The following is a 15,900-nucleotide window of genomic DNA, read 5'->3' on the forward strand; positions in this document are numbered from 1 at the left end:
AACTTACCCGCTAAAGTGCTGCACCAGCAGGCGCCATCAAATCATAACGATCGTTCTGCGGAGCCGTGTCCAGGCCCATGGGCGGCTCGACTTTTAAGGTAATCCAGTTAGAGGTCACACGCTGCTGCTTGCTGTCCTCAAGGGTTACCGACAGGCGGTATTCATTGCTGGCCTCTGGTGAGGGATCCCATTGCGGTAAGATGACACTCCAGCCCTGCGGATCGGCATTATTGGCCGGTGGCGTCAGGCTCAGCGCCTGCGTATCACCCTGCCAGCTTACCGCCCTGATGTCATTGCTGGCCCGCACCTGCAGCTTCAGCGGCAGACTCTCGCCACTGCTCAGTTGCCACGGCGGCGTTGCCAGAAATACGGAGAGCGTTTTGCGCTGACGGAATGAGAGCACCGGCGTATCACTGCGGGTCACGGTATCATAACGGCTGCCGCGCAGGGAGCGCGCCTCTGCGACATTACCGGCATCAAGTTGACGGCTCAGCGCCACGCCGAAGCGATAATTGAGTTTAAGCCCCAGCTGATCCTGGCTTTCACCAGCGCTACTGGCTTTGTGAGTGGCTGAAAAGGTGACCAGCGGCACCGGCGTGTAGGAGAGGCCAAACGACATGGCGGAGGGGTTGTGATAACGGTTGCCGCTATTAAACAGATCGACATTCTCACCCAGATATTGCTGATAGCTCACCGAGACACCCAGCTGGCGATAAAAAGGCAGATAGCTCTGGCTGGTGATGTCATAGCCGCGCGCCATGCGCTGCTGCTGTGAATCATTCAGGTTTTTCCAGCCGGAAAGCGGCTGATAGTAGTTGGCAGAAAAGCGCATCGAATCGCTCCACGCCTCTGTGCCCACCGATGCACGTTGCAGGCCGCTGCTGAAGGTGCGATCAATAAAACCGTTATAGCCCAGCAGCCAGTCACCCGCGTCCCAGCGTTGTCCCAGCCCCGCGTTGCCAACCAGACCATCATCGGTATCGTGCAGGCCAAGCTGGCTGAAGGTGAGCAGGCTGTTCTCATCGGACAGGGCGCTAAAGAGATCGCCACCGGTGCCCGCGAAGTTCCCGTTCATATCGACTTTCAGGTCCAGCTGCGCGTTGCCGTATGGGGAAAGCAGTGACTGCCCTTCGCTCTCAACCCGGCCCGCCACTTCATCCCGCAGATGATTGAACGCCCAGACACCCGCCTGTTGACCAAACGTGACATTGCTGTCGCTGTTGTTACTGGCTTCACCGATACTTTTGGCCACGGCCGCCAGCTTTTTGCTCCACTCTTCATCCTGATCGCTGGCACCGCCCAGCGTCGGCAGCGATTCACTGTAGCGCGCCGGATCATCGAAGGGCGTTTCGGACACCGCTGTTTCAGTCTGGAATGCGCGGGCACTCTGCGTCGCAGTCAGCGACAGCGCAATCAAAGAGAGAACTCCTGTTTTCCGTATCATGTCACCCGGCACATTGATCAGTTCGTTGCTGTGATTAAAGACAAATCATTAGCACTTACCTTAACATATTGTGACGGTGATGCAGGACAGCAGCGGCAAATTGTGCATATAACAGAAAAATCCGCACTCAATAAGGCCTGCATTTAACGCAGGCCCAACGCAGAAAAGCCTCTGTCAGGAGAAGATTAACCCGCCATCCACGTTAATGGTCTGCCCGGTGATATAGCGCGCATCGTCCGAGGCAAGAAAGGCCACCAGTCCCGCCACGTCTTCCGGCTGACCGGCGCGCTTCAGTGGAATGTTTTTCACCCACTCCGCCATCAGCTCACCTTTGCCGTAGGTTTTCTCCTCGCTGCTGAGGATCTCACCCCAGACACGATCGTTGTAATCCCACATCTCACTTTCGATGATGCCGGGACAGAAAGCGTTGACAGTGATATTCCACGGCGCCAGCTCCAGCGCCAGACTCTGGGTGATGCCAATCACGCCCATTTTGCTGGCGGCATAGTGCGGCGTATAGATAAAGCCCTGGCGTCCCTGCCCCGATGACGTGTTGATCAGGCTGCCGCTGCGCTGCTGCACCATATATTTTGCCGCTTCACGACAACAGAGCCAGACGCCGGTGGTATTCACCGCCAGAATCCGTTCAAAGTCGCTCTTCGGCATGGTGTCAAAGCGGTCGATGGTGATCACACCCGCATTCTGTATTGAGACGTCAATCTGACCAAAGCGCTCAGATGCCTGCTGATAGAGCTGCTGCACCGCCGCTTCATCCGTGACATCGACCTGCAGCGCCAGAATCTCACTGCCGTATTGCTGCTGAATCTGGTCGGCGGTCGTGAAGACCCGGTCAGCATTTGACACCATCACCAGCCTGGCCCCGTCGCGGGCGAAACGCGCCGCAATCCCGGCACCAATGCCGCGACAGGCACCGGTAATCACCACTGTTTTTCCACGTTGTTCGCGGCTCATAATTGCTCCTGTTATGTGTGACGGACATCAGTGAGAGGCGCTGCCTGCTGCTTTTTTTCATGGCGACGCAGCAGCACCACTTTGCTTTGCAGACGTTGCTGGAACTGGTCGATCACCACCGCAGTCACAATCACCAGGCCTTTAATGACCATCTGCCAGAAATCGCTGACGCCCATCATCACCATGCCATCCGCCAGAAAGACGATAACGAACGCGCCAATAATCGAGCCGGAAACCCGCCCACGGCCGCCTGCCAGCGCTGTGCCGCCCAGCACCGTGGCACCAATGGCGTCCATCTCAAACATATTGCCGGTCATCGGATGTGCGGTCTGTAATTGCGAGGCGACCACCAGCCCGACCAGACCGGCACAAAGGCCAGAAAAGGCGTAGACAAAGACTTTTACTTTGATAATCGGTACGCCCGCCAGACGTGCGGCGGACTCATTGCCGCCGATGGCATAGATATAACGACCCAGCGGGGTTTTGCGTGTCAGGTAGAGGCCGAGCAGTAAAAAGCCGAGCATCAGCCAGATAGGCAGATAAACACCCAGTACAGTGCCGGAGCCAAGCAGCGCAAAACCGGTGTTGCCCAGTGCGGGCAGCCCTATCAGGTTGGCGTAGGTGCCGCCGTCGTTGAACAGCAACGCTGCACCGCGCGCCACATACATCATTCCCAGAGTGCAGATAAAGGGCGCCACGCCCAGACGGGTGATCACCGCGCCGTTAATCAGCCCCACCAGCACGCCAAAGATGGCCACCACCAGAATGACTTCAGGCACGTTGAGAAATAGCGTATTGCCGCCCCACAACGGAATGCCATTGGTCAGCAGCGCACCCGCCACCATGCCGCAAATCCCCGCGACCGCGCCCACCGAAAGGTCGATACCGCCGGTGAGGATGACCAGCGTCATACCAATCGCCAGCAGTCCGGTAATCGCTACGTGCTGCGTCATGATCAACAGGTTGGAGGGCGTCAGAAAGTTTGGCACCATCACGCTGAAAAAGCCGACCACTATCAGCAATGCAATAAAAGTGCGCGCTTTAAGCAAATACATATAAAGCAGATATTTTTGGTTCATGACATTCTCCGGCCAGCTTAGAGCCTGTTCCAGTACGCGTAATCGTTGCAGGCAGTCGGGACAGGGACAGCGCATAACAACCGAAACGTACACGCAGTACGTGAGGATGGTGAGCACTGCCCCGCTTCAGACTGACAAATAAAATAAGGCGCTTAATCCTGCGGGGTTGATGCCGCGATCAGATGTTCCCGCGTCGCCGCTGCGCGCGGCAGATCGGCCGTGATCCTGCCATCGGCCATCACTAAAATGCGGTCTGCCAGCGCCATGACCTCATCCAGTTCGGACGATGAAAACATCACGGCCAGCCCCTGCTGCGCCAGGTTGCCAATCAGGTGATAGACGTCGGTTTTAGCGCCCACATCAATGCCGCGCGTTGGCTCATCGAGTAACACCACCTGCGGTCCGGTCATCAGCGCTTTACCCAGCACCACCTTCTGCTGATTACCGCCGCTCAGCGCCGTCACCGGCAGGTCAGGATCGCTGACCTTGATCGCCAGATGGCCGATCATCTCATTCACCCGCTGATGCTCCCGGCCCGGATTCAGTAGCCCCAGCGCCCGGCGAAAACCGCGCAGACTGAAGTCAGAAAGCGTCATGTTGGCCGTCACCGACATCAGTTCAATGACCCCTTCGCCCTTGCGATCTTCAGGCACCAGCGCGATGCCGCTTTTCAGCCGCTGCTGGAAACTGCGTTTCGCCAGATCTTTACCGGCCAGCCGAACCCGGCCCGACTGACAGGACATCAGGCCAATCAGCCCCTTGAACAACTCAGTACGTCCGGCCCCCAGCAGTCCATAAATGCCAATCACCTCGCCTTTGCGCAGGGTAAAACTGACCTCATTCAGCTTGTAGCCGCCGTTCTGATGCAGCGCGGTCAGTCCCTCGACCTCCAGCACCGTTTCCCCTTGTGGCGCAGGCTGATAGTCGAACTGTTTTTTCTTATCACCCACCATCTGCGCGATGATCCAGGGCACGCTGGCGTCGCGCACCTCACGCTCACTGATGAAGCGGCCATCGCGGAAAATGGTGATGTGGTCGCCAATCTCCATCAGCTCTTCCAGCCGGTGAGAGATGTAGATGATGGTGACGCCGCGCCGCTTCAGCTGGTCGATAACGCTGAACAGCACTTTGACTTCCGACTGGCTCAGGGCGCTGGTCGGCTCATCCATGATCAGCACCCGGGTATCCTTCGACAGCGCGCGGGCGATCTCTACCAGCTGCTGATGACCAATGCCCAGCTCGCCCAGCGGCGCGTAGGGATCGACATCCAGTTGCAGCCGGTCAAGCAGCGACTTCGCCAGCGCGTATTGATACTTTTCATTGATTACACCGCGCTGGAAAAACTCATTGGCGATAAAAATGTTGTCCATCACGTTCATGTTTGGAAACAGGTTTAGCTCCTGAAAAATGATGCTGATACCCTGTTTTTCCGCCTGATGTGTGGAATTGAGTGAAACCACTTTGCCATCCAGCAAAATCTCACCCGACGACGGTGTTTCCACTCCCGCCAGCATCTTCATCATGGTGGACTTACCGGCACCGTTCTCACCAATCAGGACATTCACTTTGTTGCGGTAAACCCGATAGCTGACCTGATCGAGCGCAGTCACACCGGGATAGAGGCGCGACACATTGCGCGTTTCGATAATCACATCGCCGGACGGTTGCGGTTGAGGGTTTTGCATCTGCCGCTCCTTATTGCCGGGTAATCGCAGCCGGGGTGATATCCGGCAACTGCTGCGGAATATCCCAGCTACTGAACACACCGGAAACACTCACTTTATCGCCCACTTTCGGCGCGAACTGCTGCATCAGGGTGGAAGCGTGCTGGTTAATCGCCTTACCGTAGTCACCAAACAGCACCTGGTCATTAAAGTCCTGATAGCTCGCACCTTTATAGGCATCGCGCAACGCGGTCCCGCGAATAATCGGCCCGGTCTGAATAGTGACACTGTCACCTGATTCGTCTTTCACCGTCATTTTTCCGCTGCGCGACGTTGTGTTTAACGCGGTCACCTCACCGCGAACCGAGACGCTAAAGACACAGGGATTCTCAGCCTGACTGCGATAGCCATAAGTCTGACAGGCGCTGTCAAAGTCTTTGGCAGACTGCAGCGACTTCATCAGTGTCGCCAGCGGTTTCGCCTCTGCCTGGACCTGCGGCACCAGTTTTTGCTGCCACAGCTGGTCGATGTTAGCCATTTTTGGATTGGGTGGATTTTTCAGGTCAGCCAGCTCCTGCTGCGACACAATTTTGCAGCCGCTTAACAGTAAGACCACCAGCGTCAGCCAGACTCTTCGGGACATCTTCTTCTCCCTGGCGCCCGCTTACGCAGGCGCGGCAGCGTTTAGTTACGACTTGTAGTTGAAGTCCTGGACGTTTTTGGCATTTTCCGGGGTAATCAGAATGCCGCGGAACATCACACGCTGTTTTTCCGGCTTCACGCCCTTCTGAATGAAATTATCGAGATCGGTGACACCTTCGGCGGCAATCGCCTGGGCCTGCAACATCACGGTGGCTTTCAGCGTGCCCGCTTTCACTGCATCGCGTTCATCGTTACTGCCATCAATGCCCACCACAATCACATCGTTGCGACCGGCCGCCTTGAGCGCAGCGATCGCGCCCAGCGCAACCGGCCCGTTGCCGCAGATCACCCCTTTTACATCCGGATGCGCCTGCAGAATACTGTCCATAATGCGCTTACCGTCGATCAGCGTGCCCTTCGCATCCTGACGCGCCACGCTCTGCATATCAGGATATTGATCCAGTACCTGATGGAATGACTTTGAACGGGTGACGCAGTTATTGTCGGCCAGGTTGCAGGCCAGCTCGGCGTATTTGCCCTTTTCGCCCATCTTCTCAACAAAGACGTTGGCCACATCGGAACCTGCCTGGAAGTTATTGTGGGTAATCTGCGCCAGTGCCACGTCATCGACCGGGATTTCACGGTTGATTAAAACCACCGGAATGCCGGCATCTTTGGCCTTTTTAATTGCCGCCACGCTGGCGGTGGAGTCGGCGTTATCCAGTACGATACCCTGCACTTTCTTACCGATAGCGGCATCAATCAGTTCGCTCTGCTTCTTCACATCTTCGCCATGCGACAGCACCGTGGTCTTGTAACCCAGTTCCTGCGCTTTGAGATTGGCGCCTTTGGCTTCGGAGGCGTAGTAGGGATTATCGAGTGAGTTAACCAGAATCATAATGGTGCCTTTTTCGGCGGCAAACGCCGCCTGCGAAACCAGACAGGCAGCCACGGCAGTGCAAAGCAGGGTACGTTTTTTCATGATGTTCTCTCTTATCGTTATGGCAGGGTATGAAGTCCCGGATGTTGGGCTGGCATTACCAGATAGTGAATCCACCATCGATCATTAAATCGGCACCGGTAATCATGTCGCTGCCGTTACTGGCGAAGAACAGAACGGCGGCGGCAATTTCATCGGTATAGGCAAAGCGGCCCAGCGGAATCAGTTTTTTCATCTGCTCGCCCTTTTCGCCGCGCCAGGCTTTCTCGCCCATAGGCGTCAGCACCACGGTGGGCGACAGGGTGTTCACGTTGATGCGATGCGGCGCAAACTCTTTGGCCATCACTTTGGTCATGCCCAGCAGACCTGCTTTGGCGGAGGTGTAGGCGACATGGTTATCGATAGCGATGGACGCCGCCTGAGAGGCGATATTAATAATTTTGCCGCCCGCACCGGCACGGATCATCAGCTTTGCAGCTGCCTGCGAGCAGAGAAAAGGCCCGGTAAGATTCACCGCGATCTGCTTCTGCCACTCGGCAAAATCGGTTTCAATCACGGGTTGCAGCATCACGTAGCCCGCGCAGTTCACCAGGATATCGATGCGGCCATGATGTGAAACGACCGCGTCAAACGCCTCTTCCACCGATGCGGGATCGGTGACATCACAGCAGACAAACTGCACCCGATCGGCCGCAAAATCCGCCTGCAGACTGGCAACCTTCTCCGCTTCAAACGGCGGATAGAGCAGAGCCAGACGCGCACCCTTCTCCAGCAACATGCCATTCGTCGCCATGGCGATACCGCCCAGACCACCGGTCACCACCGCCACTTTGTCAGCCAGATTCATTGCGGTATCTACGCCGTAGCGCAGGTTTACGTCATATTCGCCACTCATCCCACTCTTCCCCTCAGATTTTTGCTGATGCGGTTGATTCATTCATTTTCGAACAAAAATATATGCTATCGAAAAGAAATGATGTGTGGAGCAGATCAAATTTCGACCATCTGCCTCTCAAAGCCGCTTATCTGATTGAAAAGACGTGATCTGGCTTCCAGTCACGAAATAAAGCTGCACTGCTGCAATCGGGAAAGCCTGAGAGATTCAATAACATGCGGATTGCTAATTTTCGTTCGAAAACCAATGGCCTATCTGGCTATCTCGCATTCATAAAAATGGCGCGTTAAACTCAGCCACAGAGACCTTGTTTGCCCGACCTCTCAGGTTATTGGAAAAGGGAGCATTTCGATTGAAAAGCAAAAGTGAGCAGTTCGCTGACATGCAGCAACGCCGCGAGAAAATTCTGGAGATGATCCGTGAGGATGGCACGGTCACGGTCAAAGCACTGACGGAGACCTTTGGCCTGACCGAAGCCACATTGCGCAGCGACCTGCGCATGCTGCAGAAACAGGGCTTTGTGCAGCGCTACCACGGTGGCGCAACGCTGATGACGGGCAAGCAGAATACCGGGGCGATGCTGCTGGAGCGGCAGACCCATCTGGAAGAGAAAAAGGCAATTGGCCGGCTGGCGGCGCAGCATATCGAAAATGGCGACACGGTGATTTTCGATTCCGGTACCACGACCACCGCGATTACTGACGCCATCAGCCACATCCGCCGTCTGTCAGTGGTGACCACGGCAGTCAATATCGCCCTGAAACTGGGTGGCGAGCCGGGGATCAATATCCTGCTGACCGGCGGCACCTTTAAATTTCCGACGCTCTCCACCTCAGGCGAGAAAGCGGCCAGCTTTTTTGAAAACGTGCTGGCTGAAAAACTCTTCCTGGCGACCGCCTGCATCTCGCCGCGTCTGGGCCTGAGTTTCCCCAGTGAAACGGATATCAAAGTAAAACTGGCGATGATCAAATCCGCCAGCACAGTATATGTGGTGGCCGACTCCAGTAAAATCGACAAGGTATCCATGTTCGCGCTCCCCTGTGACTGGAGCAACATCCACTACCTGATCACCGACAGCGGCATCAGCCCCGCGCAGGTCAAAGCGTTTGAAGCTCTGGGCGTAAAAGTGCTGGTGGCCCCACTGCCGCTGAAGCGGGCGATTTAATTTAAAATTCGTACCCCGCTAAAGTGAGTGATTCCAGAGCGGTGAGACCCGAAAATGTGAGGCACAGGTAAGCGCGGACATTTCAGTTAGCCACTAAAAACCCCGCACCATCGCCAACAATGCAGGTAAGGCCTGCCTGAAGAGCAACGTGTGCGAGCCAGGGAAGGCGAGCCCAATCCGCAGGGATATCCGTTCACTGTTATACATCGCTGTACTCTCGGCTGTGAGCTGTAATACAGAGATAAAAGCAGAGCTCAGTACTCCCGAACAGCGACAGGTGTATTTCCCTTGTTGAAAAGTGAGATTGTAAAGGAGTTGTTTCAACTACGATTGGGAGATAGGGCTAACGTCCGCTATGTGCCAGAAGCTGACGTTCGCGTACAAAGGTCAGCCGGACTGTCAGCCACTGAGCATTCTCAGGCGTAACACTTTCGCTCACCTTATAAACAATTGTGCTCGTCGGCGGCCCGGACTTTCCTGCCGAAGAGGGGCGTCATAAAAAAGGCGCCCGAAGGCGCCTTATGATTTACGTTAACGGTCAGAAACTCACTTTCACACCGACCAGCGCGCTGGTATCCGAGTAGCCGCTGCTACCCACCTGCTGACCGATGTTCCCCCACAGGTTCAGGCCCGGCTTGATCTGGCCCTCAACACCCACTTTCAGCTCCCCGATATTGCGGGTGCCTTTTTGCGAAACTTTGACACCGTTAAGCTGGCTGCCAAAAGTTTTGGTATTACCAATCCAGTTGGCCTCGATAAACGGCTCAAACGTACGGTTTTTTCCGTCATCAATTTTGCTGTGACCTTTCATAAATGCCCGGACACCAAGGCGAGCCTGAATGTTGCCATCTCCTGTGCCCTGAACCTGTGTTCCGTTACCTTCCCGGATACTGTCTGCCTCCACGCCCATCCAGGTCAGCTGTGCCTTGGGCTGAATATAATAGCTTTCACGCTCATTTTTCTCACCAAGCTTCCAGGTATAACCGCTCTCAACCGAGGCGGTTATACCCTCAGACTTATACGACTCCGGTGCCAGCGAATCGCCCTGCACATTATTGTTAAACCAGCTGTACTGCGCCCAGGTGTCTACGTATGCGCCGGTTTTCTGTTCATTGTCCTGAAGCCAGGTACCATAAACACCTGCGCTGTAGCCGCTAATACTGCCTTTCGCTGATTGCCCGCTTAAATGGTTATGCGTATTGCTGTGCTGATTTGCATAACCAGCCATCACGCCAAGGTGGTAGCGGTCAGCGCCGTCAGAACTCCACTGCGCCACATCACCACCAAGTTGCATCACATAGCGGTTAGCCTGTGTTTTCTGCTGGCCGCTGCTGTCGGCAAAGCGCGTGTGCCCGCCAGTATTACGCAGCCACATGCTGGTCACCTTCGTCTCACCCGTGATGGCATCCACGTAGTGCGTTTCACCAAGGCGATCGTGAAGACGCGTGTTAAACAGAGTGTTGGCTGCAGCCATATTTGACGCATATGCACCGGATTCCGGGCGGTAAACGCGTACAACGTCATCCTCTTCGGCGGGTTTCTCCTCTTCGCTGCCTTCGTTACCACCAGCCTCTTCCACGGTATTGTGCAGGTACCAGTTGGGACTGTCTGCATCCTTGCCCCGGGCCAGGTGATACTCAAAAGCACCTGCTACAATACGGCCCTCCTGCGTGAACTCACCTTCTGACATGCCATGAACGGTTATCACTTCAATGCCGTCAATGGTTTTTGCACCGCTGCCGCCAGCATTGTTCACCGTCACCGCGGTTGTTCCGCTGGTGTTGCCGTCAACCTCCAGGCGGTCAGTGAGCGAGCCATCACCGCCCAGCGCGGTATTAAGCACCAGACGCCCGCCGTTACCCGTATAGTTGCCCTTCACATGCAGCATGCTGCCTGCCACACCCGACTGCGCCACCGCCAGGGTACCGCTGCTGGTCAGGTCTCTGCCGATGGTAAACTGCACGGCACCACCCGCTGCGCGCGTCACCGGACCGAGTCCCCCCAGCTTAAGGGTACCGGCGTTGATTACATCTCCCGCCGTACCGCCAAAGCCACCGAACACCGCCCCGGCCGCCACGTCAGTCCTGCCTGATGCCAGGGTCACATCCTGTCCGGCGCTGCCAAGCTGCAGGCCGCCCGCGTTCACTGCCGTATTACCGGTGTACTGAGCAGACGCGCTGCTCAGGGTCACCACGCCGGCGCCGTTCTGAGCCAGCGCACCGCCTCCGGTGACGGCGTTATCCAGCATCCAGCTTGCAGCACCGTTCAGGTTCAGAAGGCCGTCATTATCCACCGCAGCCGTTCCGAGACTGTTTTCGCCGGTGGCGGTCAGCGTACTACCGTCCGTTATGGCGAACCGACCGCTGAAGTCACGGTTGTCACCCTCAGCCACAATGTCGCTGGCATCGTTAAGTGCCACCAAGCCGGTGCCGCTCAGGCGGTTGACCAGCCGTCCGGTCGCACGATTCAGGGCCAGCAGACCATCACTGACGATGCTGCCGCTGCCCAGTCCCTGCACATCGTCAAGCTCCGCCGCCGCACCATTGCCAATGGTGGTGGTGGCGGTAAGTCCGGCATTGCTGCCATGTACCGTCAGGGTTCCGCCATTGACGTTAAGCGAACCCGCACCCTGCAGGCGTCCGTCCGTCGTGCCACCCTGGCTGACCGACAGGCTGCCGCCGTTAAGATCCGTCAGGGAGCCTGCTGCCGCATTCAGTACTCCCACGGTCTGGCTGTGCCCGTTCATGTCAAACGCGGTGCCTGCGGCAAGTGACAACTCAGACGTCTGGCCGAGCACGTTATCGTTCCCCATCTGCAGCGTGCCACTGCGCACATCCGTCCGACCGGTATAGGTGTTACCGGTATTTGAAAGCGACACGGTCTGGCCGGTACCGGTGTCAACAGCGAGGTCACCGCCACCGCTGAGCATAGCGCTCATGTCTGTCGCACTGCCGGTCTGCCCGCGTGCGTCCAGCACCAGTGCATCACTGCCGGAGGTCAGAAGCGTCAGCGCCGTCAGACCATAGCTTGCATAGAGGCCGTCAGAAGCTGCGCCACCGGTCAGACGGTAGTCGTAAGTGGCGTTCGCCACGGTCTGACCGTTCTGTGTCACCTGCGTGTAAAGCGCATCGCTGATAACGTTGCCGTTCTGGTCCTTCAGCACCAGGTTACCGCCGCTGCCGGTGACCGTACCCTCGCTGCCGGCCAGCTTAAGCAGGGTGTTTGCATCATCCTGTGCCATCAGCGGCAGCGCCTCCGGTGACAGCACCGTGGAGTTATCTACGGTTCCGGCATTTACCTGCACCGTGCCGTTGCCACTCAGGTTCAGCAGGCCTGCGGTCTGCACACTGCCTTTAGCTTCGCTCTCGCCCGGCGTGCCGGTATCAAAGGCCACGGTGCCACCGTCAAAGGCGAGTCCGCCGATGCGCTGCACACCGTCCGCTACGCGCACTGTGCTGCCAGAGCCTGCCAGCAGACGGGAGGCGGCAAGTGCCTGTGCATTCAGGCCGCCCAGCGCGAAGGTGGCGTCGTTCAGCATCAGGGTGCCGGTAAAGTCCTGGCCCGCTGCTGCGGCATTGTTTGACGAAAAGTTAAAGGCATTACCCTGTGCGGACGCCGCCAGAGTACCCGCACCACGCAGGAAGCTACCGAAGGCCGTGTCGCCCGCGCCAATGATGCGCAGTGTGCTATCCCCGCTGACGCTGTAGCCTGTGCCCGCCGCGTCATCCCTCGTGTCCCCGAGCGCCAGCAGCGTGCCGTCGAGCGTGAGCGCTGAGCCACGAGTCAGCGTCACCGCCTCAAAGCCCGTGAGGGCCGCCGGATCGGTTACCGCCAGCAGGGAGTCGCTGAGGTTAAGCGTATCCGCGCCCGCGCCAGCCTGGAGTGAGCTGAAAAGCCCGGTATCAGAGGGGCGGATTCCGCTCAGGTAGAAATTGTCGTTGCCGCTGCCGGTCGTGACGTCGTCAGCCGAACTGCCGCCTTCCAGCGTGACGCTGTTGTTGCCATCGGCGAGTGCAACCCGTCCGGTGATGTCACCACCACGTGCGTTGGTAAAGTTAAGATAGCTGCCGGCCGTCACCCGCAGGGCGTCATAGGCCGCACCTGCCGCCTGAATCACGCCTTTGTTTATAAAGCTGCTGACGCTGCCGCCGGACACATCCACCACCGCCGAGGTCAGAGACTGCGAGGTGAGCGAACCCGACTGTTCGACGTTGCGGGTACTGCCACTGACGACGAGCGCCGCCCCGCCAGCCACGTTATTAACGTTGATGCTCGCGCCCGACTTCACGTCGCCGCTGGTATGAGTGACGACGCCACGGCCCTGCGTGCTGTCTACGTTGATGACCAGATTCTGCGATTTTGAAGTATCAAAATCCTTGTCTGACAGGGAACCATCGGCGTGACCAAAGTAGATGCCGGCGCCTGCACCGCTGACGGTGATGGTGCCGCTGTTCTCCTCTGCCAGGGTGGCGGCCGTGCGCACGCCGTAGCCGTCACCCACGGTGATGGTGGTGTTCTTCAGCTGAATACCCGCGATTTCTGCAGCATTCTCGATGGCACTCCCGGTACCGCCACTGGACATTTCAATAGTGGCGCCGTCAACCATAAGCCCGGTTGCGCCGCTGTCCAGCAGCACCCCGTGGGCGCTGCCGCCCGCGCGCACCGTCCCGTTACCATTAAGGTTCAGTGCTGCGCCGTCACGGACGCGGAAGGCGGCCGTGCCATCGGTAGCATCAACCATCCCGGCGTTGCTGACCGATGAGTCCGCGCCTGACACGTCCACAGCCGTGCCGTTTACGCGGATGGTGCCGCTGTTGTTAAGAACGCCACCCTCAACCTGCACGCCCGTAGTGTCCAGTGCGGTAAAATCGATCGTGCCACGGTGGTCAAGCGTGCCACCGTTGCGGGCGATGTAGCCCACCGCACCTGGCGCTGCGTTGGCGCTGTTGAGTGTGGCAAAGCTTGTGAGCGTAGCCCCTTCAGCCTGACTCTGATTGCCGCTGATATCGGTGTAGGTGTTCTCCACGATGCCCGCCGAGCTTCCAGCACCGCTAAGATTAATAATGGTATCCGCCGTGAGCACGCCGCTGGAGTCGCCCGCTACACGCAGGCCTGAGGCTCCCTCCCCGGTCACGTTCAGATTCATGTTGCCGGTGCTAAGGGTGCTCCCTGCCCCCTGCCCGCCTGTAACCAGCAGGCCGGTAGCGTTTTTACCGCTTACTCCAACCTGTGTACCGGTACCGCCGCCGTCAAAGGCAGCGCCGCCATCTATACGGTAAAGCACGGAACCTTCAGTGCTGACATCCTGCCTGCCGGCGCTGTTGTCGGTGATGCGTGAGCCGGCGCCGAAGACGTAGTAACCCGTCTGATTTTTATCGCGGAAGTTAACGGCTGCACCGTCCTCGATAATCAGCTGCGCACCACTGCGCGCATGTGCGGCGATAGCTCCTGTGCCGTCAAGATTAATGATGCCCGCATTAGTGGCGGTGGCCATAGGTCCTTCGGCCCACAGACCATAGTTGGCGGTACCCGTCACCGGGTCGACTCCGGTCTCAACCTCAATGGTACCCTCATTACGTACATGGGTACTGATACTGTCAGTTGATGAAGAATATGCTTTCATCCCGACAGAGTTGATTCCGTTAATTGAAATTTTACCGCTAGAACCATTAATGACATTTTGTGCCCCACTAAGAGAGCTCATGCCTATATTCTGCAATGGTGCCGGCTCTGTCTTGCCTGACGCCCTACCGTTTAAGTTAATTTCACCATTGTTAATGGCAACTGCATCCGCTGCATCCGCTACAATGGCCGCAGCCCCTTGAACGAGATTACCAATAGTCAGTACTCCACCGACGTTATTGTAAAAAACCCCATTACTATTTACCCAAACGAGCCGGTTTCCAGAGTTCGCCGTATCTATGTTATTTGTTGAATCTGAGGTATTTTCTTGGGAGAGTCTTCCTATATATATATCACCATTATTTTGCAACTCAGCGCCATAACGGACTACTGCACCCGCAGTGAAAAGTCCAGAGCCAACCCATGAAGGGGATTCATAATAAGCCGAAACATTTAGACTTCCATTATTTACCATTTTTGAATTATTAGTAAGCCAAACCCCCCAGTTACTTGCATACTGACCGTGGGGCCCTACATTAATAACGCCGTTATTTAGCACTATTGAAGAATTAGTAGCACTAACAGCAAAAGACTGACCTGAAATAATCTGTGCATCACCGACTGGCGTGACGCCTCCGACCGCGAGATAACCCAGCATGTCTGCATTTGAACCCGCATAAAGCGTGCCGTTATTTTCGAATGATGAGTTATCAGCTTGAACCAAATAACTTCCGCGAGAAGTGTTGGCAGTACTACTAAGTTTCCCATCATTGACAAGCTTGGCTCCATCCTTAAGCATGACAAGTGTTATATCTGAACTAAAACTTCCAATATCAGCATCTGAAGAAATTTCAATCTCAGCCCCAGATCCACTGGCAAGGATATAAGAAACAGTATCTTTAGTTACAGGATCGTAAATCGCATCATCATCGTCAATCGCTGAGTCAACATATACGAACTTGTACTTATTATCATAGGCAAGCTTGAACTCAGAGTTATATTGATTTGACGTAATAACACCTGACTTGAGCGCTGCAATCAGGTCATTGTTATATTGCCTTAGGTCATCGAGACTAGTGACATTTTGTTGACCAATTACGCTTTCAAACTTACCACTATAGCCTGAAAGGAAAGTGTACAATGGCACCTGCACACCAGATTCGTTCTTAAGAATATAATTTAAAGCATTACCAAGAGAAACAATCGTTTTGCTTTTATAATTGATCTTTGCAGGAGAACTCGTAAGATCAGAGTTTACTTTAAAGAAAGATGAGACAAACGTTGGATCGTCTCGCTTACCTTTCATGTATGCTACAAGATTATTATCTCTGTTGCTCTTCCAGTCGCCGGAAGAATCTCCTAAATTAACATCCAGACTACCACCTGGATTGACATTTATCAGATTTCTCCCTACATATTGCTCATTACCTACAGGTACGTTTATCTGTGATTTTATTGAAGATAAAAGCATCTCCTT

The 15,900-nt window shown here is 55.9% G+C and carries 9 protein-coding genes; 1 reads left to right on the forward strand and 8 read right to left on the reverse strand.

The annotated features are described in order from the left end of the window. Window positions 1-10: 10 nt before the first annotated feature. The 7 genes from EE896_RS10825 to EE896_RS10855 all read right to left on the reverse strand — a co-directional run bounded on the left by EE896_RS10825 (window position 11) and on the right by EE896_RS10855 (window position 7,636). Window positions 11-1,444: a YchO/YchP family invasin gene (locus EE896_RS10825; RefSeq protein ID WP_181405298.1), complete on the reverse strand. Its 1,434-nt coding sequence runs from the start codon at window positions 1,442-1,444 to the stop codon at window positions 11-13. Between the two features lie 174 nt (window positions 1,445-1,618). Further along, window positions 1,619-2,416, reverse strand: coding sequence for an SDR family oxidoreductase (locus tag EE896_RS10830; RefSeq protein ID WP_003848368.1), 798 nt, complete (start codon window positions 2,414-2,416; stop codon window positions 1,619-1,621). A gap of 11 nt (window positions 2,417-2,427) precedes the next feature. Then, window positions 2,428-3,495: an ABC transporter permease gene (locus tag EE896_RS10835; RefSeq protein WP_078804345.1), complete on the reverse strand. Its 1,068-nt coding sequence runs from the start codon at window positions 3,493-3,495 to the stop codon at window positions 2,428-2,430. A 152-nt stretch (window positions 3,496-3,647) separates the two neighbouring features. After that, complete coding sequence (locus EE896_RS10840) at window positions 3,648-5,180, reverse strand: sugar ABC transporter ATP-binding protein (RefSeq protein WP_003848372.1); 1,533 nt, start codon at window positions 5,178-5,180, stop codon at window positions 3,648-3,650. 10 nt (window positions 5,181-5,190) lie between these two features. Next, window positions 5,191-5,802, reverse strand: a complete 612-nt coding sequence (locus EE896_RS10845) for a DUF2291 family protein (RefSeq protein WP_140915562.1) — start codon at window positions 5,800-5,802, stop codon at window positions 5,191-5,193. Window positions 5,803-5,847: 45 nt separating this feature from the next. Further along, window positions 5,848-6,783 (reverse strand): D-ribose ABC transporter substrate-binding protein, encoded by a 936-nt coding sequence (locus tag EE896_RS10850; protein WP_003848377.1) that lies wholly within the window; start codon window positions 6,781-6,783, stop codon window positions 5,848-5,850. A gap of 55 nt (window positions 6,784-6,838) precedes the next feature. Then, window positions 6,839-7,636 (reverse strand): GolD/DthD family dehydrogenase, encoded by a 798-nt coding sequence (locus EE896_RS10855; RefSeq protein ID WP_140915561.1) that lies wholly within the window; start codon window positions 7,634-7,636, stop codon window positions 6,839-6,841. A 352-nt stretch (window positions 7,637-7,988) separates the two neighbouring features. Here EE896_RS10855 and EE896_RS10860 point away from each other — a divergent pair, with 352 nt between their 5' ends. Continuing rightward, complete coding sequence (locus EE896_RS10860; protein ID WP_140915560.1) at window positions 7,989-8,801, forward strand: DeoR/GlpR family DNA-binding transcription regulator; 813 nt, start codon at window positions 7,989-7,991, stop codon at window positions 8,799-8,801. 538 nt (window positions 8,802-9,339) lie between these two features. Here EE896_RS10860 and EE896_RS10865 read toward each other — a convergent pair. Then, window positions 9,340-14,424 carry an autotransporter outer membrane beta-barrel domain-containing protein gene (locus tag EE896_RS10865; RefSeq protein ID WP_238343214.1) on the reverse strand — a complete coding sequence of 1,695 codons (5,085 nt, stop codon included), beginning with the start codon at window positions 14,422-14,424 and terminating at the stop codon, window positions 9,340-9,342. Window positions 14,425-15,900 lie beyond the last annotated feature (1,476 nt).

The sequence above is a fragment of the Pantoea eucalypti genome (assembly GCF_009646115.1).
GTDB lineage: Bacteria > Pseudomonadota > Gammaproteobacteria > Enterobacterales > Enterobacteriaceae > Pantoea > Pantoea eucalypti.

Bases quoted from the DNA above. Each gene is read 5' to 3' on its own strand.
- EE896_RS10825 (WP_181405298.1), bottom strand. From the start codon at position 1,444: ATGATACGGAAAACAGGAGTTCTCTCTTTGATTGCGCTGTCGCTGACT.
- EE896_RS10830 (WP_003848368.1), bottom strand. From the start codon at position 2,416: ATGAGCCGCGAACAACGTGGAAAAACAGTGGTGATTACCGGTGCCTGT.
- EE896_RS10835 (WP_078804345.1), bottom strand. From the start codon at position 3,495: ATGAACCAAAAATATCTGCTTTATATGTATTTGCTTAAAGCGCGCACT.
- EE896_RS10840 (WP_003848372.1), bottom strand. From the start codon at position 5,180: ATGCAAAACCCTCAACCGCAACCGTCCGGCGATGTGATTATCGAAACG.
- EE896_RS10845 (WP_140915562.1), bottom strand. From the start codon at position 5,802: ATGTCCCGAAGAGTCTGGCTGACGCTGGTGGTCTTACTGTTAAGCGGC.
- EE896_RS10850 (WP_003848377.1), bottom strand. From the start codon at position 6,783: ATGAAAAAACGTACCCTGCTTTGCACTGCCGTGGCTGCCTGTCTGGTT.
- EE896_RS10855 (WP_140915561.1), bottom strand. From the start codon at position 7,636: ATGAGTGGCGAATATGACGTAAACCTGCGCTACGGCGTAGATACCGCA.
- EE896_RS10865 (WP_238343214.1), bottom strand. From the start codon at position 14,424: ATGAAAGCATATTCTTCATCAACTGACAGTATCAGTACCCATGTACGT.